11 protein-coding genes are annotated in these 23,667 nt (G+C 38.1%); 5 read left to right on the top strand and 6 right to left on the bottom strand.

Features of this window, described 5'->3' with window-relative positions; genetic code table 11:
- Positions 1-162 precede the first annotated feature (162 nt).
- Both GVN22_RS08460 and GVN22_RS08455 read right to left on the bottom strand, forming a co-directional pair.
- A complete protein-coding gene (locus tag GVN22_RS08460) occupies positions 163-1,959 on the bottom strand; it encodes a RagB/SusD family nutrient uptake outer membrane protein (RefSeq protein WP_166550598.1) in 1,797 nt (598 codons plus the stop codon).
- A gap of 64 nt (positions 1,960-2,023) precedes the next feature.
- Positions 2,024-5,206 (bottom strand): TonB-dependent receptor, encoded by a 3,183-nt coding sequence (locus tag GVN22_RS08455; protein WP_166550597.1) that lies wholly within the window; start codon positions 5,204-5,206, stop codon positions 2,024-2,026.
- A 1,839-nt stretch (positions 5,207-7,045) separates the two neighbouring features.
- Here GVN22_RS08455 and GVN22_RS08450 point away from each other — a divergent pair.
- The 4 genes from GVN22_RS08450 (at position 7,046) to GVN22_RS08435 (ending at position 14,368) form a co-directional block, all read left to right on the top strand.
- Positions 7,046-9,832 (top strand): DUF1553 domain-containing protein, encoded by a 2,787-nt coding sequence (locus tag GVN22_RS08450; RefSeq protein ID WP_166550596.1) that lies wholly within the window; start codon positions 7,046-7,048, stop codon positions 9,830-9,832.
- A 74-nt stretch (positions 9,833-9,906) separates the two neighbouring features.
- Positions 9,907-11,388: a DUF1501 domain-containing protein gene (locus GVN22_RS08445; protein ID WP_166550595.1), complete on the top strand. Its 1,482-nt coding sequence runs from the start codon at positions 9,907-9,909 to the stop codon at positions 11,386-11,388.
- 248 nt (positions 11,389-11,636) lie between these two features.
- Positions 11,637-12,710 carry a twin-arginine translocation signal domain-containing protein gene (locus GVN22_RS08440; RefSeq protein ID WP_166550594.1) on the top strand — a complete coding sequence of 358 codons (1,074 nt, stop codon included), beginning with the start codon at positions 11,637-11,639 and terminating at the stop codon, positions 12,708-12,710.
- Positions 12,711-12,916: 206 nt separating this feature from the next.
- The gene (locus GVN22_RS08435) at positions 12,917-14,368 is read left to right on the top strand and encodes a c-type cytochrome domain-containing protein (protein ID WP_166550593.1); all 1,452 of its coding nucleotides are present in this window, start codon (positions 12,917-12,919) and stop codon (positions 14,366-14,368) included.
- 201 nt (positions 14,369-14,569) lie between these two features.
- Here GVN22_RS08435 and GVN22_RS08430 read toward each other — a convergent pair whose 3' ends face one another.
- Complete coding sequence (locus GVN22_RS08430) at positions 14,570-15,097, bottom strand: hypothetical protein (protein ID WP_166550592.1); 528 nt, start codon at positions 15,095-15,097, stop codon at positions 14,570-14,572.
- Positions 15,098-15,585: 488 nt separating this feature from the next.
- Between GVN22_RS08430 and GVN22_RS08425 the strand changes: the two genes are divergently transcribed.
- Positions 15,586-16,272, top strand: coding sequence for a DUF4397 domain-containing protein (locus tag GVN22_RS08425; RefSeq protein WP_166550591.1), 687 nt, complete (start codon positions 15,586-15,588; stop codon positions 16,270-16,272).
- Positions 16,273-16,516: 244 nt separating this feature from the next.
- Here GVN22_RS08425 and GVN22_RS08420 read toward each other — a convergent pair whose 3' ends face one another.
- The 3 genes from GVN22_RS08420 to GVN22_RS08410 all read right to left on the bottom strand — a co-directional run bounded on the left by GVN22_RS08420 (position 16,517) and on the right by GVN22_RS08410 (position 23,666).
- The gene (locus GVN22_RS08420) at positions 16,517-16,741 is read right to left on the bottom strand and encodes a ferredoxin (protein WP_166550590.1); all 225 of its coding nucleotides are present in this window, start codon (positions 16,739-16,741) and stop codon (positions 16,517-16,519) included.
- Positions 16,734-17,981, bottom strand: a complete 1,248-nt coding sequence (locus tag GVN22_RS08415) for a peptidase U32 family protein (RefSeq protein WP_166550589.1) — start codon at positions 17,979-17,981, stop codon at positions 16,734-16,736. The genes GVN22_RS08420 and GVN22_RS08415 overlap by 8 nt, the downstream gene beginning before the upstream one ends.
- A 315-nt stretch (positions 17,982-18,296) precedes the next feature.
- The gene (locus GVN22_RS08410; protein WP_166550588.1) at positions 18,297-23,666 is read right to left on the bottom strand and encodes a T9SS type A sorting domain-containing protein; all 5,370 of its coding nucleotides are present in this window, start codon (positions 23,664-23,666) and stop codon (positions 18,297-18,299) included.
- Position 23,667: the final 1 nt, after the last annotated feature.

Genomic DNA, 23,667 nt, shown 5'->3' with positions numbered 1-23,667 from the left:
TAGAATATTCATCTCGCAAATTGTACTAGCTTCTTAAATATTTACGTTGAAAATATTCTAATGTTCTTCTTATTTAAAATAACAATTTTATATACAGTAAAAACAGAGATGGCACAGGGTACCATCTCTGTAAAGACACCATTTTTCAGTTATCAATCCAATCTATTTATAAGCTGGGTCTTGAGTAAGGGTCGGTTTACCATCCTTCTCAGAGCGGTCGATTGCTTCTTGAGGAATTGGGAAAAACTCATGTTTACCTTTTACAAATACACCACCTTTTTTGTAAACACGTTTAGTGCTTTCTACGGCATTGTAAGCATTCAATGTTTCGGCAGCAATACCCCAACGCACTAGGTCGAAGAAGCGGTGACCTTCCATCGCAAACTCCAAGCGAGTTTCGAAACGAACTGCCTTACGAGCCGTAGCTTGATTTGACCAAGCAGAAGCATAAGGCTTCACATTGTAGTTGGCAGCAGGAACTGGAGCACCTTTTGAATCAAACACCAATGTGTAGGCATCACGAGTAGCACCTTGGGTAGCCTTCTGAACAAAACCAGCAGGGTTGGCAGCACGAGCACGAATTTGGTTAACCAAGTCTCTTGCTCTTTCAAGGTTGCCTAATTCTACCTCACATTCAGCTAACCACAACAAAATCATACTATAACGCATAATGCGGTAGTTGTTACTTGTAAGGTTTGCCCAACCATTTACACCAGTAAAGGCTTTTGAAGGAATATGTTTTTTCGGAGAATAAGGACCTGCATACGTTTGGTCACGAATAAAATCACGGTTATGGATTTTGTAATCAATAAACAAAATTCCACGACGACCTACAGTATGATCCAAACGAGGGTCTAGCATACCTTCATACGGCGTATAAGCAGCATCCAAATCAACTCCTTGGTCATTTTTTACATCAGAATCATTGAAGCTATCCAATAAAGGAAGACCATTAGCATCTGTTTTATAAGCATTTACCAAGTTTTGAGATGGTTGGTAAAAACCACAACAGCCCCAAGGCGATGTATATGGGTGAGCCAAACCTACACCAGCATCAGCAGCATCGCCACTAGCACTTGAAGACGCATACTGAATTTCGAAGATAGACTCTGCGTTATTACGAGTATTCGCATCATGGTTGTCTCTGAAATTATCCATCAACTTAAATTTACCACTTGCCACAATCTGATCTAACAAGGCCTTAGCAGCTTGTAACTTAGCAGTATTAGCTGCACCAGTCGATATATTCCAACCTTGGTACATGTAAGCTTTTGCCAGGAAAGCCATCGCAGCCCATTTTGTTGGGCGACCAACTTGTGCCTGAGTCGCAGGTAAAGCATCCATCGCAGCCTTGAAATCAGCTTCAATAAATGGCCAAGCGTCTTTATCATTTGGCACTTTGGTACTTTCCAAATCGTTCAAATTATAGATATTCTCGTCGATATATGGGATGTTTTTCCACATTTTTTTTGCTTCAAAATGGAAAAGTCCACGTAAGAAACGAGCCTCTGCTACAATTTGTTTACGACGATCATCGCTAACATCCTTTACATTTTTAAGGGTATTTATCACATCATTTGAGCGTGCAACCCCTTTAAACAAACCTCTCCATTTATTTTTGATGTGGTTGTTAGTAGGTTGAAAATCCCATTTTTCGATAAATGATTGTTCTGGTTGGTCACCCGCGTCAGTACCTTTATAGGCATCATCAGAGGCAATTCCACCAAATACCCAGCTTTGAATATCGTTATTCCAAGCATCTTGTCCATCCAAACCCTGACCATCAATCATGGCATAAGCACCCAAGAGGATACCTTCTACCCCTTTGGCTGTTTGGAGAGACGATGGGCTATATTGACCTTGTGGCTCACGCGTCAAGAATTCATCACTACAAGCCGTAGCAATACCAACAACGAGACCAGCCGACAAGCAAAGTTTTATAATATTTTTACGTTTCATATTTTTTCTCTTTTGGTAAAAAACGAACATTAGTTTTCTTACAAATCAGATACTGTCATCGTGCCTAGAATCCTAGATTAACACCCAAAATGAATGTTCTAGAAACTGGCATATAACCACCATCAAAGCCCAAAGTATTGTCTGAACCTGTTTGGATTTCAGGGTTTAGACCAGAATACTTCGTGAATGTTGCCAAGTTTTGTGCTTGCAAATACACCTGAGCATTGTCAAGACCTAGCTTGCTACCAATTTTACGAGGCAAGTTGTAAGTAAGTTGAACGTTTTTGATACGGAAATACGAACCATCTTCTATAAAGTAGCTTGATGGACGGCTACTGATTTGGTCGTTAGCATCCATGATAGGTACAGTACCCGACTTGTTAGTTGGCTGCCAAGCATCATACAATGCACGTTTCGAACGGTTACCTTGGAAAGTGTTGAAGTCAGAGAAATAACGAGTATAGTTGAATACATCATTACCCTGCGTACCGTTGCAGAAGATAGTCAAATCAAAGCTTTTATAACCAAAATTGAGGTTCAAACCATACGTAAAGTCTGGGTGAGGATTACCAATAATAGTACGGTCATCGTCCGTGATTTTGCCGTCGCCATTAATATCTGCAATCTTGAATTTACCTGCCTTATTGTAGTCACCATAAGCTGGCCAAGCTTTAGCTTCATCATCAGACTGGAAAATACCCAATACTTTATAACCATAGAAAGAAGAAATTGGTAAACCCGCTTGCGTTACTGTAACAGCAGGTACACGCGAACCATAACCGAAGTAACGTGTATTTGGACTAGCATCTAGTTTGTCTACGTTGTTGCGATACGTAGAAAAGTTAGCACCAATTCCATAACGGAAATCACCTACAGAATTTTTGTAGTTCACGCCAAAATCAACCCCTTTGTTAGTCATTCCACCTACGTTGAAAGCTGGCGCCGTTGCATCGCCCGCAGTAAAGGTAATAGGTGTTGTAAATAACATATCGGTAGTTTTACGATTCCAGATATCCAATTCAAAAGTCAATTTGCTACCCAATAATGCGGCATCCAAACCTATGTTTGTTGAGGTTGTTGACTCCCATTTTGCATTCGGGTTACCAAACGCACTAGCGTCATAACCAATCGTTGGTGTAACTTGATTTCCATCGATAGGATAACCAGCGTGGTAAATATCAGAGCGATAGGTAGTGTAGGCATTGTACTTACCAATTTTTTGGTTACCTGTTTTACCCCAACCAAAACGCAATTTCAAGTCATTGAAAAACGGTAGTTGATCTTTGATAAATTTCTCTTCAGATAAACGCCATCCAAAGCTGGCCGCAGGGAAAAACGCATTACGTGAAGCAGATAAGAAACGAGACGAAGCATCGTTACGAACAATCAACTGAAGTAAATATTTACCTTCATAAGAATAGTTAAATTTACCAAATTGTGAAGACAATGTATAGTCATTACCTACTGAGCCATAGTTAGATACCTTTGTTGGGTCTCCAAGGTCAAGATAGCTCATAATAGGCACAACCTCGAAAGCATAACCATTACGACTAGCACCAAAATACTCACCAAATTGCTTGATTGATTCTAAACCAATGTAAGCATCAATTTTGTGAGATTCATTGAAAGTCTTGTTGTACGACAATGTATTTTGCCATACCCATTGGTAATCATAATTGGTACGTGAAGTAGAGCTATTGTTAAAGCTACCTTCAACATATTCTGGGTTGGCACGACCTAATTCTTTCTTATTCTCAGTGGTAATATCTACCCCAAAGCTAGTTTTAGCAGTAAGGTTTGGCAAAATGTCAAACTCCATAAATACGTTACCAAATCCACGCATACGATACAAACGGTCATCTTTTTGACGGTACAATGTAGCATAAGGGTTTGAGTTGTTACCTAAGTTGGCACCACGGCTACCTGCAAAATTGCCTGCAATATCATAAATCGGCAATAATGGATGGTGCTTGTACGAACCCGAAACGGCATTTTGTTCTTCGTTGTTATTGTATCCACCTTTACGGTTATCAATTGAAACCGTGAAGTTTTCACCAACTCTCAAGCGTTTTTTCAAGGCTGAAAATTCGGTATTAGTACGCAACGTATAACGATCATAACCGATGAATTTTACGACACCATCTTGACTAAAGTAACCCAAAGACAAAGCATAGCGGCTATTATCAGTACCGCCAGATGCTGTTAATTGGTAGTTTGAAATTGGAGCTGTTTGTGTTAGCTCGCCCCACCAATAGGTATCCGCTGATTTAGTGATAGCATAAATGTTATCTGGTGTCAGTGAATACAACTTAGGATCTACCCCAGGTGTACCTGCTTTACCTGCACTTGGGAAAACATAGTCTGGGATTGTTACTTCGCCATTTGGTCCAAAGGTATATTGTCCATGCGAAGGCGTTTTACCTGCATACTTATCAGCTAAATACAAATACTGACCTAATTCTTTGGCATTCAAAGATTGTACATCATTCGACACTTTTTGGCTACCATAGTAGGCACTGAACGTAATTTTTGGTACACCTGCTTTTCCTTTTTTCGTAGTAATGATTACTACACCATTGGCAGCACGCGAACCATAGATAGATGCAGAAGATGCATCTTTCAAAATTTGAATAGTTTCAATGTCATTTGGATTAAGGTTACCCTGATTTTCAGTAGGTACACCATCGATAATGAAAAGAGGGTCGTTGTTACCAATCGTACCGAAGCCGCGAATACGAACAGTTGCATTACCTCCTGGTGTAGCATCGTTCACGATACTCAAACCAGAGGCACGACCTTGTAATTGTTGAGCAAACGTAGTTGCAGGAACAGACTGTAAGTCCTTAGCATTCACTGTAGTTACAGCACCTGTAATATCTCGTTTTGACTGTGTACCATAACCTGTCACAACCACCTCTGTTAGGTTGGCCACATCTTCTGATAATCTTACTGTAATATTGGATTGAGATCCAACTCTAACTTCTTGGTTTTGAAAACCCACAGACGTAACAAGTAATACATCGCTAGCTCCTTTAACTGCGATAGTAAACTCTCCGCCTGCACCCGTAGCAACCCCCACCTTAGTGCCCTTTACCATAACTGAAGCTCCAGGTAAACCTTGTCCGTCGGCCGCTGACAAAACTTTACCTGTTACTTTTCTTTCTTGGGCTTGGGCAGTCCAAGTAATCAAAAATAGACAACACAGGGCAATGACCCCCGCTAGTTTTTGTAGTAATTTGTTGTTCATAGAAATAGTGTTTGGAAAAATGTAACAATGATATTGAAGCGATTTTTTGTTGCTTAATATACCTCCTTTCTTTGCTTAAACGTTTAACTGATTATTTATAAAAAAAACTTTTTCAAAAAGCTCTACACTAATGACTCAAAGTGAAACAATAAGTATATACGTAGTCCATCACAGCAAAACAAACGTCTTGCTCAATTATGATAGGGTTGCTGGAAATGTGATTGTATGCTACAGTAGCCTTGGTAACTTTATGATTTAGAATTGGTTTAAATTGTTGGTTTTGAATAAAGCATATAAGTGCCAGCCTGTGTGTATAACACACAGAAACATGAGAGCATTTTATCAATCTCCTATGCTAGAAAGCATACGCAAATAACATAACACCATGACTATCAAGGCATTTGTTACATTCATAAAATAATTTAAAAATTCAGAAGCTAATAGATAAAGACTATTACTCAACGGACATGAGCAAGCCTATGGGAGCTTCACTTTCATATTTGTTTTTTGTGTGGGTATTAGAAGACAGCTTTTGAGCTTTTGTAATGGAAATTATAGAGCAAAAGAGAGCTAATCAATCCAACAACCGATATACATGTTTTTTGGAATAACTGTTTAACATCCACTAAGAGCGGCCCTTCCTAGGAGATTGTTTAAAGTGGGTGATTGTACTTATTTATAGAAAACTGATTTATAATATTCATTTTTTGTGAAAACAACACAGAGATGTGTTAAAGGAGCTTGAGAATTTAACCACGTAAAGTGCAACGACGAGTTAAATAGGTCATATTTCACGGTGTAAATTTTAAAATTATTTCTTAATTAAAAAAATAAAAAATTGTTTTTTTAAGATATTTTTTTGAATCGTACAAAGTTTTTAACAATTGCTAATAAAGCAGGATAGGCTTTATTATGATAAGCCTACTTTGCATTTCTAATATTTGTACTATCGTAGAAATTCTTTTACAAGAAGTGTTCTATAGTGTTATACGTTTCAAAAGTCTGTTATTTTCTTAATAAAAACTTCTAGTTTACGTCTCCACTCTTTCTAAACTTTACGACCATGTCTTTTGAGGAATAGGCGTGTATTGTCTATCCATTTAGCTTTTATCCATTTTTCTAAAATCTCTCAGTGGTATAGCCATATCTATCGTAAAAACTCAACTATAATAGTCAATTTCTTTGCTTTAGAGTTTGCTGTTTTAAGGAATAGGAGGTTACTCATGCAATTAGATTGCTGAATGATGCTGTAGAAGCTTTTTCCAACAAATCTATCTTTTCTCTGCGATAGTTATTTTACCATAATATTATCCATCTTTTTCATTAAAATTGCTATTTAAATAAAATCATACAAACACTAAATTTGCATTGGAACTAATATCTCTTTTTTAAAATACGGGTATAAACGCTAATGAATTTTCAGAGAAGTAAAAGATGTAATACACTTATTTCTCTGGTTCTTAATTCTGCTGTAGTGAGAATCAAAACCTTGTTATCTTAATAAAAGTCTAATCGCTATTTACAAATAATGTTATTGCTCATATTCAAGTTTATACAACCCAGTAATTTATCCATCTTAAAATTATTTTCTACCTTAAAATCATATTAATAAAAGCCTGTTCACAGCGCTATCACTGCACTTACAGACAGTATTTAAAAATTTTATTTTCTACTTAGAGTATAAAAAAATCATTATTCATTACAATTATGTAAGAGCTATGAGATGATATATTTATTTTTCTCTGACCTTACACTTCTACATCTGTATTAAGCCTTTAAACCCAACATTTACTCACACGCTTATTCCATAAATTAACTCATTACGGAATTATAACTCTTATGAATACCAATAAATTACTCTTCATTAGTGGCATCATTTTAATCGGAGGATACTCTGTATACTCTTTTTGGGGAGGAAACAACACCGTTGATTACAGCACAGAAGTAAAACCGATTTTAAATAAACACTGTATTTCCTGCCATGGTGGCGTAAAAAAGCAGGGAGGATTTAGTCTATTATTCAGAGAAGAAGCATTGGGTAAAACTGAATCAGGAAAGCCTGCGATTATCCCAGGAGATGCCAAACATTCTGAGTTTATCATCCGTCTGACGCATAAAGACCCAGAGGAAAGAATGCCATTGAAGAAAGAACCTTTGAAAAAAGAAGAAATAGAAATCCTGACAAAATGGGTGAACCAAGGCGCAAATTGGGGTGAACACTGGGCTTTTGTCAAACCAGAAATGTCTCAAGTTCCTAACAAAAGCTTTTTTGCAGGCTTGTTTAATTGGTTTTCTCAAAAATGGGAAAAAAATGATATTGACTATTTTGTAAAACATAAGCTTTATGAAGAGGGGCTCTCTCCTTCGAAACAAGCCGAAAAATCTATTTTACTTCGCAGAGTTTGCTTAGACTTAACTGGCTTACCTCCTACCGAAAAGCAACTACAAGACTTTTTGAATGACAACTCAGAAAATGCTTATGAAAAAGTCGTGGATTCTTTACTAGCCTCTCCTCAGTACGGCGAGCGTTGGGCTGGTATGTGGCTAGACATGGCAAGGTATTCAGATACCAAAGGCTACGAAAAAGACGAAGCTCGGAATATCTGGCAATATCGTGACTATGTCATCAAGGCTTTTAACAAGGACCTCCCTTACCATCAATTTATCAAGGAACAATTAGCAGGTGATTTACTAAAAAATCCTTCTGAAGAACAATACATCGCAACGGCATTTCATCGCAATACCGTAAATAATGATGAAGGAGGGACTGATGATGAAGAATTTAGAAACGCCTCGATGGTTGACCGCGTCAACACGACTTGGGAGATGTTTCAGGGGACTACTATGGCTTGTGTACAATGTCACTCGCATCCTTATGACCCGATTCGACATGAGGACTATTACAAGTCAATGGCATTTTTTTACAATACTCGTGACGAAGATATTCCTGACGATTCGCCATATCTCCGACAATTTAACCAACCAGAAGATAAGGCAAAGCTTGCTCAGTTGAAAAGCTGGTTGAAAAGCAATTTTGGCACAGCCAAGGAGCAGGAACTATCCCACTATTTGACTTTTCTAGAACCTAAAATTCACCCACACGCAGGAGACCAATTTATCAATGGCGCCTTAGCAGACAATAAGTATTTGGGCGTTCGTAATGGGGGCTCTGTTCGCTTCAAAGCTCTACCTGTAGAAGGCAAACGACAGTTATTAGTAGCCTATGGCAACAAAACTGGCAGCCCAACTTTTATGGAAATACACCTTGGGTCACTGACAGGCAAACTCCTAACAACTATCAAACTAGATACCACCCAAAAAGGCGGATGGACTAATTCATGGGATTATCAACTATATGATTTACCTGCCATGAGTGGTCGTCAGGATTGGTACCTTGTTTTTAAAAATGCCAAAGTAAAACCAGATCAAAGTACCTGTGTCATAGGAAGTTTTACTTTACTACCCGAATTTCCTGGAAAAGATAGAACGGATTTTAGTCAAAGAAAAAAGGATTTTCTAGCCTTAATCAGTGCCAGCACCGAAAACACACCAGTGATGCTAGATTCTCCCAAAGAGTTTACTCGTCAAACTCACGTTTGGGAGCGGGGTAATTGGTTGGCCAAAACACAGGTGGTAGAGCCAGATGTCCCTGCCATATTTGGTGGATTACCTAAAAATGCCCCTAAAAATCGTCTCGGACTAGCCATGTGGTTGGGAAGTGAAGAGAATCCATTAACTGCTAGAGTAGCGGTCAATCGCTTTTGGGAACAAATTTTTGGCATAGGGCTAGTCGAAACCTTAGAAGATTTTGGCACACAAGGATTCACGCCTACGCATCCAGCGTTGTTGGACTATTTAGCAGTGAAATTTATGACCGAGTACGAATGGAAACCAAAGCGGTTATTAAAAGAAATGGTCATGTCGGCTACGTATCAACAAGATTCTAAAGCTACACCAGATTTGTTAGAAAAAGACCCGATGAACCGACTCTTAGCTCGTGGACCAAGAGTTCGTCTGTCTGCTGAACAAATTCGAGACCAAGCCTTGCTAGTAAGTGGTTTATTAAGTCCGAAAATGTATGGAAAAAGCGTAATGCCATATCAACCAGATGGGATTTGGAATTCGCCTTATAGTAGCATGGCTTGGAAAACCAGTGAAAAAGACGACCAATATAGAAGAGCCTTATATACCTATTGGCGACGTTCGACGCCCTATCCTTCGATGATTACTTTTGATGGGGCTAATCGTGATATTTGTTTGGCAAGAAGAATCCGAACCAATACGCCTTTGCAGGCTCTTGTCACGCTCAATGACCCTGTGTATTTAGAATGTGCCAAACATTTAGCCCAGAAGATGGACCTGATTCAAGGCTCGTTTGACTCGCAAATTAGTAATACTTATCAATTTGCTATCGGTAAACCCATCTCTGAGAGAAAATTAGCGGTGTTTAAAAAGCTTTATACAAATTCACTACAGGCATATCGACAGAATAAAAGTGAGGCAGAAAAGCTTCTCAACATTTGCCCTGATGATAACATAAAACCCAAAAACATTCCAGATTTGGCCGCTAAAACCCTTGTAGCTAGCACCCTACTAAATCTGGATGAGTTTATTATGAAAGAATAATATTGATTGGGGATTTGTGATTTCGGAGGTCGGATTTTTTGAAACCTAAAAGCTTTTGTTCATTGAATAAACGTATGAAAAATTTACAGCAAGAACTTCTTTTTGAAAAACTTCGCTACGAAACCCGTCGGCATTTTCTCAAACAATGCACTACGGGCTTGGGTATGATGGCGATGGGCTCTTTTCTGCAAAGTTGTGGAAGTACTCCTCAAAATACTGTGGCGAGTGCTGCCAATCCGCTAGCACCTAAAATGCCTCATTTTGCGGGAAAAGCCAAATCTGTCATTTACTTGCACATGGCAGGCGCACCTTCGCAACTAGAGTTATTTGATTACAAACCCGATTTGATGAAATTGGATGGTAAAGACTGTCCGCCTTCATTTTTGGAAGGAAAAAAGTTTGCCTTTATTCGTGGTGTTCCGCAAATGATGGGACCACAAGCCCAATTCCAACAAGTAGGTCAAAGCGGTGCATGGGTTTCGGATAAAATGCCGTATTTACAATCTGTGGCAGACGACATTTCTTTTATCAAGGCCATGTACACCGACCAATTTAACCATGCGCCTGCTCAATTGCTACTTCATACAGGTTCGGCTCGCTTGGGGCGACCAAGCACTGGCACTTGGGCAACGTATGGCTTGGGCTCTGAGAATCAGAATTTGCCTGGATATATGGTGCTTACTTCTGGCGGAAAAAACCCAGATGGAGGCAAAGCCTTATGGGGTAGCGGATTTTTACCTTCGGTGTACCAAGGTGTTCAATGTCGTAATCAGGGCGAGCCTGTTTTATATATTTCAGATCCAGCAGGTATGAGTCGTGATTTACGCAAAAGCACCATAGATGCCATTACTGAAATCAATAAAGAATCTTACGAAGAATTCCACGACCCTGAAACCTTAGCCCGCATTTCGCAATACGAAATGGCTTTCAGAATGCAGACTACCGTACCCGAAGTAATGGATATTACCAAAGAACCAGCCTATATCCACGAAATGTATGGCACGCAATTAGGCAAAGAATCCTTTGCGAACAACTGCCTATTAGCCCGAAAATTAGTAGAACAAGGCGTACGTTTTGTACAACTTTTTGATTGGGGCTGGGACTCCCACGGTGGAGGTTCGGAAGATTCTGATGTGGCAAATGGTTTGACCAAAAAATGTTCGACCGTCGACAAAGCGATTACAGCTTTAATCCAAGACTTAAAACAAAGGGGGTTACTAGACGAAACACTCATCGTTTGGGGGGCCGAATTTGGGAGAACTCCTATGGCCGAAAACCGAGAAGGCAAAGCAGCAGCCTTCAAGGGAAGAGACCATCATACCGAAGCTTTTACAGTTTGGATGGCAGGCGGAGGCATTAAGGGTGGTTACTCGCATGGCGAAACCGACCCTGTAGGCTATGTGGGCATCAAAGACCGCACCTCGGTTTTTGATTTACAAGCAACTATTATGCATTGCTTGGGCTTCAATCATGAGGAGTTTACCTATCCATTTCAAGGAAGGAATTTTAGATTAACCGACACTAGTGGAAAAGTCATCCGTTCGGTTATAGCTTGATTGGGCTGTAGGTATTAACATTCTGATGCCTAGACAAAATTAGACTAGCCTATATCTATAATTCTCAATTATTACTGTACGAAGAATTTCCAAACTATTTCAGATTTGGGATTTCTGATTTCGGAAATAAAAAAATAGAAGATTACACTTCCGAAATCCGATATCCGCTATCCGAAATCGACAGTTTTAGAAGCCTTCGTACAGTATTGATTCACAATTCGTAATTTACCATTAACATACTATCATTTATGTACGAGCATCAATCAAGAAGAAATTTTCTAAAAACCAGCAGTTTAGCTATGGGTGCAGGTTTAATCACCAATACTAGTTTAGGCAATAAAACATCTCAAAAAATGGAAGAAATCATCATTGGACACAATTCCCACAAATACAAAGTAGTAGCAGGATGGGGCGTATTAGATGCTGCTAAAAACCCTGTTAACGACTGTCACGAAATGGTTGAAGATGCTAAAGGTCGTTTGATTATGTGTACCAACGAAACCAAAAATAACATCTTGGTTTATGATAAATCAGGAAAATTATTGGAGGCTTGGGGCACAAGCTATCCTGGCGCACATGGACTATCTATCTCTAACGAAGGTGCCGAACAGTTTTTATTTATTTGTGATAACAACCGTCACCAAGTCATCAAAACTGACTTGAAAGGGCGTGAAATCATGAAATTGGAATATCCTAAAGAGACAGGGGTTTATGAATCTCCCAACCGTTTTGTGCCTACAGAAACAGCTATTAACCCTGCCAATGGCGATATCTATGTAGCTGATGGTTATGGTTCTCAATACATTATTCAATATGATAGCAAAGGAAGATACATTCGTCATTTTGGAGGGTATTCAAGTGAATATACAGATGATAAATTTGATACTTGTCACGGTGTTTTGGTAGATACACGTGATAAAAAGAATCCAACTTTATTGATTACAGACCGTTCACATACTTGTATCAAAAGATTTACACTCGATGGAAAATTCTTAGCGGTGTATCATTTACCGGGCACTTTCGTATGTAGACCAGTACTACATGGCGACTATATTTTTGCAGCAGCCTACAGAAGCTCCGACCAATCTTGGAATAACTCAGGTTATATTCAGGTTATGGATAAAAATATGAAAGTAATCTCAACCCCTGGTGGGTCTGAGCCAACTTACAAAGATGGTAAGCTACAACGTCAGTACAAAGACGACCCTCACAATGTGTTTATGCACCCACATGACGTATATGTGGACTCTGACGAAAACGTATATGTTCCTCAATGGAATTCTAAAAAAACCTATCCCATCAAACTAGAAAGAATTGCTTAAGTATTATTGCATTAATAGGCGGTAAGCTATAAGCCGTAGGCATTAAGCAAAAAGCTTCAATTATTTCATGAGAAACACTTTTGAACTTTTGGCTCACGGCTCAAAGCTTAGACATTCGTCAAAAGAAACTATAAAAGTATTTTGCCTAACGCATACAGCTTACAGCCTAAAGGCCACGTTTACAGGATTTTCCAAATTAATATATAATGATAGTATTACAAACCAATGCCTCTTCGGATTGGGCCATTTTTTTAGGGCATTTTCACCCTGTTGTGGTTCATTTACCTATTGGAATGTTGGTAATGGCGGCCATTTTAGAATGGTTTTCTCGTAGAAAAAATTTACAGACTCTTCAGCCAGCCGTTGCCCCTATTCTTTTTACGGGCTCACTTACAGCTGTGCTGTCTTGTATTTTTGGCTATTTGCTTTCCTCCTCTGGCGAGTACAATGAAGATACGCTCTTTTGGCATCAGTGGTTAGGTATCGCCGTAGCGGTTATTTCCTTGTTGGTGTGGTATCTAAAAGTATATTGGCAGCATATTGCTACTATGAAAAAAGTCTATCTCCCTACCCTGTATATCATGGTTGCCTTTATTACCATCACGGGGCATCTTGGGGGTAATATGACACATGGTGAAGATTATTTGTATGCCAACACACCTGAGCCTTTTCGCTCGATGTTTGGACTACCCAAACGAACAGCTACTGGATCAGCCACAAGGAAAATAGAGAATATTGATGAGGCGTTAGTCTATCAAGATATTATTGCCCCAGTCATGGAGCAAAAATGCTGGTCTTGCCATAATGCCAATAAAATCAAAGGAGAGTTGCGCATGGATCAGCAAGACTTACTCTTGAAAGGAGGTAAACATGGTGCTATTATCAAAGCAAATGACCCTGCCAATAGCGAGCTTATAAAGCGTTTATTATTGCCAGAGGAAGACGAACATCACATGCCTCCAAAAGGCAAAACGCCACTTACTGAGCAAGAAATTGCACTATTGCATTGGTGGATTCAGCAGGGTGCGCCTTTTGACAAAAAGGTATCCCAATTAAAACCTGATGAAAAAGTAAAACCCTTGCTGACATCACTATCAAGTGGCAACAATGCTCAAGAAAATGGTGAAAGTATTTCAGCAGTTTTTAAAGAAAGTGTATCGGCAGCCAACGAGGAAGATATTCAAAAACTCCGTGCCTTAAATGTGGTTATTATGCCAGTTGCCAACGGACAGCATTTTCTTCAAGCCAACTTTGTGAATGCTCCTAACTTTGATGATGCGCAAATCAATTTACTGAACAACTTATCAGAGCAAATCATTTGGTTAAAATTGGGGCGTACAAAAATAACCGATAGGTCTATGGTGGTGGTTGCAAAGTGTAAACATCTTACGCATTTACACTTAGAGCATACAGCCATTACAGACGCAGGTTTAGCACAATTACAAGAGTTACAATATTTGGAATATCTTAATCTTTTTGACACTAAGGTTACCGATTCAGGCATTCAATCTTTAGCTAAATTAAAGTCCCTAAAAAATATCTATTGCTGGAAAAGCAAAGTCACCAAGACAGGCATTCAAGCATTGAAAAAAGCCTTACCGCATGTTGAAATACATACAGGTTGGGAAGAGACCACGCAAGTTTCGACGAAGGAATAGAGCTGAAATACTATTAATCCCGAATTTAGTGGTTTGCGATGATAGAGAATTTGTCCTCTAAATGTAGAGACGCAATGCTTTGGGTCTTAAGCCAAGTCAGACATAGTATAAGAGTACTAAAAAAGGCGGTCGAAATTAGTTTTTCGAACGCCTTTTTTACTAAACAGTTGTCTTGTTCTGAAATAGCAATACAAGAAAAAGCTACACAAAATCTTCCATCTTAAAATTAGTCACTTTGAAAGGCTTCTTTAGGTTTTTAATAGTTTTCTCATACTTCTCAGGGCTATATTTATCGAAAGAACTCGTTATGATATTCTTTAAATAAAAGCTATTGTTTTCATAAATAAATTGGAAGTTCTTTTGAACATAAAACCTTGAACCATACTCTATTGATATTTCAAAGCCTACACTTGTTTCCTTAATCCAATTTACGGAGAACCCCTGCGCTATATCTGGAGTTAAAAAAAATATTTTACCTTGGGTTACATGATCTTTTTGAATAAGCAATTGTCTTTTACCTGTCTTGTAATCTTTAATATCCAGCAAAGCGTATTTCAATTTTTTCAATACAATTATAGTTGTATCAGCACTCTTCAAACCATTGTCGTTGTTTACTGCTATTGGAGTAATTGCTTTATAATGAGCACTTGACGCGAAAGTTTCGCAATGCATATTCAATTGATTACAAGTTGTGAGAATAAAGCTCAAACAAATGCTTAAACTGACCATGTGATGTTATTGTGTTTTAGATATTTTGTGTTGTAGATTACCTGAGCAAGTTGAACTAATAGGCGAATTATTTTACACTTTATTCAAAGTCTTTTTTATTTATAATCTTACCATTTTCCCATAACTCATAAGTCATCAATTTACCATTATGGCTGTAGTAAAACCAATTCTCCTGAGTAGATTTTTCGTGTGATTCTAGGAGTATTTAAACTATTCTTGTACATATATTATTCTTGTGAAAAAGCAGTTGGCCAAAATGATTCAAAGCTAATACAATGCTATCCTGCAACTTTGAGTACTACAATATCTTGAAAATGGCAGGCATTTCCAAATTCTGTCTGAAGGTATAATTTTGCTTAATCTGCCACTTTAATAATTAGCAACATTGGGTATATACCCCACTTGTTAAAGAATGTTAAATCCAGAAAAGGCTTACAACCATCCTCTGAAGTCATGCCTCATTGAGATAAATTTAAACCTTCTCTTTTATGAAATTTACACACATCTCTTTTGCTCTTGTGGCAGTATTGTCCGTTTCTTGTAAGAAAGTTTACGAGGTAAATCCCAACGTAGAACCCAAACCAGCTAAGCTATCGGTATTCAACGCCTGTACAGATTGTGGAGCAGTAAGTTTTTACCTAGGTACCAAAAAGTTTCTTGACAAGGATATTGACTTTATGACTGAGCTTGGCTACCAAGATTCCCCAACGAATAAAATGGAGTTAAGTTTTAGTGCTAAAGGTTCGACAACTATCATGGCAAAAAAAGAAATTACCTTATCAGAACAAGGTAACTACACCGCGTTTGTGGCTGGCACTAAAGCCAATCCTTCTATTATGGTTTACAATGACGATTTATCCAAACCCAGTCCTAAGTTTGCCCATATTCGCTTTGCCAATTTTATGGCCGAGAACAAGGGTTTACATTTGTATATGAAAGGTCAGAGCACTCCCCTATTCTCTCAAACGGGTTTTGCTGGAGTGCAGACATTTGAAGCTATTACGCCAGGTTCGAACTATACATTTGTAGTGAAAGATGCAAGTAATGACTCTCTATTATTCCAACTTGATAAGATATCGATTGCTACTGGTAAAATTTATACCCTAGTTGCTAAAGGAAGTTTGACAGGTACTGGAAATCAGAAAGCTTCTTTATCATTGATTACCAATAAATAAGCTATTACAATGCGCCGTAGGTATGACACATTCTAGTATTTTCTGTCATATCTACGGCGCTCTAAAAGAATACCAAGGGTTAAAATCATTTACTAAATAGTCCCTTAAATTCGAAACTAATACTGTATGAAGATTGTGGTTTGTGATTGCACAAAAAATGAAATACTGGTAATTCTGTTGAACAACATAAAAGCCTTCATACCATTTAAATTGTCATGATTCATTTATCATTCTAAGAAGCTTCCTATCTCACAATCTGAATAACCTTTACGGGACAAGCTTCCAAGGCTTGTTCATTCTCGGGGAGTTCGTCCTCGTTAAGTTGAACTTGATAAATCCCTTTTTTTTCGATAGCACCCAGCAACACCGCCTTACCATCTTTTTTGGACATGCGCCAACGATTATAGGCTATTTCAACACAGGCATTACAACCAATACAACGATTTCGGTAATGAATCAACTTAAACATGAGCAGGTATAATTTTATAGAGTTTGTCAGATGGACGTATCTTTTCAGCCACTCGTATCGCTATGGTTTCGCCCCTACCCGCCTTTATGACTGGACTTCCCTCATGATTTCGGATTTCTTCTGCTACAGCCTCCACATATCCTGTGGTTGGCCCAGTAATAATTAACTGATCGCCTATATTTATTTCTTGGCTTTCGAGTAAAAACTCACCCACTCCGATTTTTTCAAAATACTTCACTCCTTTTCCTAGATATACCTTTTTCTGAGTAGCGACAGAACCGTATTGGTTACTCCACTCGCCCATTTTACGACCTAGGTAATATCCATCCCAAAAGCCTCGATTATACACTTTGTTAAGTTCAGTTTTCCAATGTTCAATCTTTTCTGGCGTATAAGTACCTTCTGCGATAGCATCCACAGCCTGTCGGTAACACTGCGTAGTAGTAAATACATAATCGGCAGCACGTCCACGACCTTCAATTTTTAGCACTTTCACGCCTGCTTCGATAATTTTATCCAAAAAATCAATGGTACATAAATCCTTAGCCGACATGATATATTCGTTATCGATTTCGAGTTCAATTCCCTCTTCTTTATCAATGACTGTATATTCTCGACGACAATTTTGGATACAAGCCCCACGATTTGCCGAAGCATTATGAGAATGTAAACTCAAATAACATTTTCCAGAAACAGCCATACACAAAGCACCATGCGCAAAAATCTCAACTTGTACCAAGTTACCCGATGGACCAGTAATCTGATTTCGTTGAATCTTTTTTACGATATCACCAACCTGTTTTAAAGTCAACTCACGAGCCATCACCACCACATCGGCATAATCAGCATATAATTCGACCGTTTCGATATTGGTAATATTAGACTGTGTTGAGATATGGAGTTCCATCCCTTTTTTGCGACAGTAATTCATCACAGCCAAGTCAGAAGCAATCACAGCCGTGATTCCAGCCTCTTTAGCTTGATCGATAATTCTTCGCATCAAAGAAATATCATGGTCGTAAATAATGGTATTGAGGGTGATATAACTTTTGACCCCGTGTTCGGCACACACACGAGCCACTTCGGGCAGGTCATCGACAAGAAAGTTGTTGGTTTGGCGGGCGCGCATATTAAGTTGTTCTACCCCAAAATATACCGAATTAGCCCCTGCTTTGATAGCGGCCATCATCGACTCCCAAGAGCCAGCTGGAGCCATGATTTCTATAGATGATTGTGTCATTTTGCAAAATTCTTTGAAAATCTATCTCAAGTGAGATACGATATAGACCTGTCTTTTGAAAAACAAGTCTTCCTGAAAACCCGCAAAATTAGGTGTAGAGTTATTTCTTCTATATAATAAAAGTAGGTGTCACAAACTGATAAATATCAATTTGTGACACCTACTTTTATATATTAACACGGGTGAATAAATTCACCCGCTAAATGGAATAACTGCTTAAGAAATACTCTTAAACGCAAAAAAGTGTTAAACTTCAACCTAAGGGGCTTTTTTCCCTTAGACGAATAGAGTTTAAACAGCTTCATTATAAACTCATTACTCCTTTATCACCTTACGGCTAAAAGTTTTATCTCCGACGGTCATTTGCAGAAAATAAACTCCTGTAGATAATGTACTAATATTCAATTGACCTTCATGCGCTTGGGAACGTGTTGTATTATGCTGAACCTCTAACACTCGTCCTTGGGTATCACTTAAGCGCAAATCATAAGAAGCAGGCTTATCGGTTCTAACTTTCCAGGTTAAATAATCTGAGGCTGGAACGGGATACACCTCCACATGAATACCGCCTTCCTCCTCTATACCTAAAACCAACACGGTTACTTTGGCTGTTCCACTTACTGTACCTGTACCACAGATATTTTTCACTTCTGAAAGCGCATAAGAGGTCGTTGATAAAGGATTTACCGTAATCTCAAATGGCGTTTTCTGAGCGGTAAATTCTCGTCCATCCGACAATTTAAAAGTCCATGGAGCATGAGAACCCAAGTCCACCTTCAACTTAGCTTCCTTGCCATAATCAATCGACTGATCACCTGAGATACTGGCTGTAGCGGGGATGTTGGCGTATAATCCAACAAACACACTTGGAGAATATTCGTAGCACCCATTTTTCTGTACTAATACTCTATAACGACCAGTTTGAGTGGCTTGGTAAGCAAAGGAGGTTGCATTTGGAATTTCTTCATTATTTTTCTCCCATTGATAAGACAGCCCTAATTCATTGTTTGCTTGAAAAAGTACTTTATCTATCCCACAATATGACATAGAGTCTTTAGGCAAAATAGAACTTAGGAACCTAGTTTTGGTAATATTGAGTTTGTCAGATACCCCTTGGCAAACTCCATTGGCAGTTTTTAGTTCAACTTTTAATTGATAGACACCTTCTGATTGAGTAAATAAATTAGGACTGGTACCAATCACCTGATTATTTTTTACCCATGAATAAGAAAGTAGTTTGGAGTCTATCGTGTTATTATTCACATTGGCCCGAAGATTTATTAATTGATCTTGACAAAGCGAAGAATCTATTCCAACAATATCTGTTTTTAACTTATTAAGTTTTATCGTAATTGGCCCAGTAGTCATAACGCACCCTGATTTGTGAGAAATTTTCAAATGGTATATCCCCTCCTGATTAGTCGAAAATCCTTTCACAGAATCTTTATCAAAGGCGGTTTTCACTTTTATTCCATTTCTAAAAACCTCATATTGATAAGGTCTCATTTGAGTATCCAACCCTCCTATTTTAGCAAATGGATGAATTAGACTTGCACAACTCGTCAAAAACGTTTGATTTTTGGGAATACTATAGGTTACTAACGCTTCATCAGAGTCATTAAATTGGAAAGCACTCAATTCATTTACGATACCAATCGTAACGACTTTAGATAACATAGAACAAGTTTTATCATCGGAATATTTAAGTTTTAGTAAAGCTTGATACTTCCCAGGCTCGGCCAAACGTGCTACTCCAAACGTATAATTGGTGCCATCTATCCTACTAGGTGCTACCAAACTGGTCTTCTCCGTAGTTACTCCATTTTCATTTTCGCTACGATAAATTTCTACCCCATCTTTGTACCAGATTTGACTATACCCAATCAACTTTGTCGGTGTTGGACTCCAAAATCCATTTCCACTAATATTAAAGCTTAGCATAGCTACATCTCCCTTACAAAGAGAGTAGTTGTTGGTTGAGTCATTGTTAGTAGTAGCATCATATACGGGGAGTTCAAATGGTTTATTTAGATAAGCCGTTTTTTCAGATATTCCGAAACAATCTCCAAATTTTACGCGTACGTGGTAGTTTCCTGTTTCGTTTAATACTAATGAAGAAGCTGTTGCATTCGTTATAATCTCATCATTTTTATACCACTGGTATGAGTAAAATACGTTTGGGTTGTTTACTCGAAGTGTATGCTCAGGCTTATTACAGTTATAAAAAGCACTTAATTCATTTTGTTCTAATGATGTTAATATGGATAGTTCTTTGGTTGTGTTTTTTTTCACTTCAAAAGTATCAGATATAGACTCACATGAATTCAATTTCATTTTCACTTGATATAAACCACTTTCTTTAGCTTTAAACTCAGATCCACCATTTTCTGAAATAGAATCGCCTACTTTTATCCATTCATATCTGGCAGAAAAAGCACGTCTAACATTACTTTTAATATTGAGAGTGGTATACTCACAAGAGATAATTTGTGAACCTTCAATATAGGGTTTAGATAATGTTTTTAACTTAACCGATACCGATTCTGACTCCCACATGCATCCAGATGGCATTTTTTCTACTACTTTATAAATACCAGCTTTGGTAACTTCATAATTAAGTGAAGTGGCTCCCGTAATCAAAGTATCATTCAAGTACCACTGTACCAGATTAGTCTGTGTGTAAGCGGCTCTTAGATGCAATGTGTCACAACCAATGTAATTATTGTGAGTAACCTCTTCTCCATCGCTTAGTAGATTAATAACTGGGTAAGTATTATATTCTCCAGGACCATACCTTACATTGATGTATTTGGGGGTGGACTTCAAGGTGCCATCTTCAGATTCAATCCATATATGAACTTGCCCTTTGACTTGTGGCACTGTTATCTCAATAGGATTTGTTCCTCGACCTATTACCTTCCCATCATCGTACAAAACTTTGAAGGTAGTACCAGCAGGCACATTACCTAAAATCTTGAAAGGTATTGTAAGCTTTGTTCCATAACACGGTGGAGAACTCGTTAAATTAGACAGAACATCCTGATCTAACACAACCTGACGGCATTCAGAAGGACTAATGGTTACCGTAGTTTTTAAGGTAGTAGTACATATCGTATTGTTTGAAAAACCTGTAATCAAATACTCTCCTTGTTGCGCTGCGGTAAATTTGTTTATGATGATAGGATTTGTATAACTATAACGATTATTTAGGTCAAGGTTATTAGGACCTTTCACTTGGTAATATTCGACATTCTCAAAATTTTGACTGAGTGCTGATTGAGGTTTTGGAAAGATAAATTCACCATTTTCACAAACAGTAAAAGAGGTTGGATAGTGCATATCCAGAGGTTGATTGACGTCGACAGTTACGGTGGCTGATGCCACACAAGTATTTCCATTATTAATTGTAACAGTATAAACTCCTGCATGGGAGTCATTTACATTAGGTATTACAATATCGTTTTGTGTAGCTGTAAATCCATTCGGCCCCACCCATTTAAAATCCTTGAAATTACTAATCTTAGGAATCGACAAGCTACTGCCGTGACAAACACTTAATTTGCTTGGGACATCCAGTCCAATTGCAGTCGGCATTGACATTACAGAGCAATAATCGTTTAGTATCTGCACTTGATACTTGGCAGCATTGGCACCATTTACTGTAATTTTAGGTAAGGATGCCACCTTCATTAAGATGTCATTTTTGTACCACAAATATTGGGAGTTCGGCTGAGTTGGAATCTCAAACGAATATTGCCCTTGTGAAACACAAGCCACTTGAATTGGCACATTTTGAGCCTTATCTATTTCAACAACCAGTGTATCTGTAGCGTATGTGCAAAACATATCAGTATATTCAATCCAATATTTTCCAGCTTCGCTAATCAACAGTTTACAACCAACTATTTTACTGTTATCTATAATTTTGCCATTTTTTTTCCATACTTTCTTCAGATCTGTTGAAGCGCATCGAGGATCTATCATCGGGTAGCTTGTTCCTTTGCATAAATGTATCACTCCTTTGTTCTCAAAGTCGGAGTCTACGCTCTCCATCTTTATATCATTCAGCGTTATGGTATCACTATAAACCACACAGCCATTGATATTATTCATAGCTTTGAAGCGGTAAAGACCTTTTTGGGTTAGGTTTTTAGCCCAATATCCTCCCCATACAAGCGTATCATTTCTATACCACTGTAGAGTCCATTCATTCTCGTTAGGAAAGTACGAATTGATATACATAGTTCTATTGGACCTCTTGTAAAGACAGGCAAATGGATCGATAGTATCCATAACATTGATTGCTGTCACACTTTGCTTTCCTTGCTTTACGATTAGAGTATCTCTTGAAATACATCCACCTTGTTTCACCTCTAAAGTATATGTTCCTACTTCATTGTATTTGATTATATGGGCATTTCCATTTACCTCCAATTTATTCTGTAACACCCCATCTTTAAAAAAGCTAGCATTACCTTGTGCCAAAAAACTGACCCCAACAAAACTAGGGTAGTTGTTACAAATCAAAAACTCTTTGCCATAGTAGTTAGGCCCCCCAGCAAAAGCGTACAAATCACTTAAAACGTTGTCGCTCAAGATTACTTCCTGCTTAGCTGAAGTACCCGAACACAAACCATCACTAAGCGTATATCGATAAACGCCAGGTTCTTTTACTGTTAAATCATACCAATTTTGACCTACCAAAGGCTCGTCATTCTTAAACCATTGTATTTTCCAAGTTTGTGTATCATAAACGTCTTGATTGTAAACACTGGAATATAGAGTAACTTTGCCATCATTTTTGCACAATTTGATTGGAGTACTTGAACGGTCATAATTATATGAAACAGTAAAGGACTCTACTGTTTTCACAGCAAATGAATTTGTTGTGTATTCACAATCTTTTGTTTTAATAATGGCATAATAGGAAGCAGTTTCTGATACATATATTGAAGCAAAAGAGGAAATTTTCTGACCATTTTTATACCAACTCACCTGATCGGAGCTAGCAAAATTGGTTGTATCGACAAAAAGTTGCGGCTTAGAACCTTCACATATATTAATGAGAGTTGTTCCTGATTTATTAATATCCGCATTAATATATCCTCTATCATCGAATGCTTTTTCTCCAAATTTTAATTTTACAATATTTTCATAAAGACAATCGGGTTTTGAAAACTTTACAGATATTGAATCCTGAACGATACAATTATATTTATCTTTAATTTTAAGGCGATACATTCCTTCAGACTTCTTGGTAATACCTTTTACGACAGCAAATACATCATTTGATGTAAAATTATTCGCCCCGGTCCACTCATAACTCAGTCCATCAATGTATCTATTAAAATACGTCTCAAAATACAATCCTCCGCCAACAACCGTCTGACTGATTGGCGTTCGACCAGACAAATCCTCTTGACCGACAATAACATTTAGGTAGGTAATCTTACCATCGATCGTGACATAATATACTCCTGAGCTTGCGAGAGTAGTTTTTTCAATAACTGGATTTTGAAGAGTGGAACTAAACCCATTTGGACCACTCCATTGATACTTTGTACCTCCAGAGGCTGTAAGCGTCAGTGTTTTCCCAAGGCAAACAGGTGAGTTAGATGACGCTTGTTGTCCATAGAGTCCACAAGAAGCATATAAAAATAGAAGAATAAGGTAAAGGTGTTTCATG

It is taken from the genome of Cellulophaga sp. BC115SP, assembly GCF_009905545.1.
Taxonomy (GTDB): Bacteria; Bacteroidota; Bacteroidia; order Cytophagales; family Spirosomataceae; genus Flectobacillus; species Flectobacillus rivi.
This window is presented reverse-complemented; position numbering and strand designations above follow the sequence as displayed.

What these genes read in the sequence shown, in the direction of transcription:
- GVN22_RS08420 (WP_166550590.1), bottom strand. Translation starts at nt 16,741, where the DNA reads ATGTTTAAGTTGATTCATTACCGAAATCGTTGTATTGGTTGTAATGCC.
- GVN22_RS08425 (WP_166550591.1), top strand. Translation starts at nt 15,586, where the DNA reads ATGAAATTTACACACATCTCTTTTGCTCTTGTGGCAGTATTGTCCGTT.
- GVN22_RS08460 (WP_166550598.1), bottom strand. Translation starts at nt 1,959, where the DNA reads ATGAAACGTAAAAATATTATAAAACTTTGCTTGTCGGCTGGTCTCGTT.
- GVN22_RS08435 (WP_166550593.1), top strand. Translation starts at nt 12,917, where the DNA reads ATGATAGTATTACAAACCAATGCCTCTTCGGATTGGGCCATTTTTTTA.
- GVN22_RS08455 (WP_166550597.1), bottom strand. Translation starts at nt 5,206, where the DNA reads ATGAACAACAAATTACTACAAAAACTAGCGGGGGTCATTGCCCTGTGT.
- GVN22_RS08415 (WP_166550589.1), bottom strand. Translation starts at nt 17,981, where the DNA reads ATGACACAATCATCTATAGAAATCATGGCTCCAGCTGGCTCTTGGGAG.
- GVN22_RS08410 (WP_166550588.1), bottom strand. Translation starts at nt 23,666, where the DNA reads ATGAAACACCTTTACCTTATTCTTCTATTTTTATATGCTTCTTGTGGA.
- GVN22_RS08440 (WP_166550594.1), top strand. Translation starts at nt 11,637, where the DNA reads ATGTACGAGCATCAATCAAGAAGAAATTTTCTAAAAACCAGCAGTTTA.
- GVN22_RS08430 (WP_166550592.1), bottom strand. Translation starts at nt 15,097, where the DNA reads ATGGTCAGTTTAAGCATTTGTTTGAGCTTTATTCTCACAACTTGTAAT.
- GVN22_RS08445 (WP_166550595.1), top strand. Translation starts at nt 9,907, where the DNA reads ATGAAAAATTTACAGCAAGAACTTCTTTTTGAAAAACTTCGCTACGAA.
- GVN22_RS08450 (WP_166550596.1), top strand. Translation starts at nt 7,046, where the DNA reads ATGAATACCAATAAATTACTCTTCATTAGTGGCATCATTTTAATCGGA.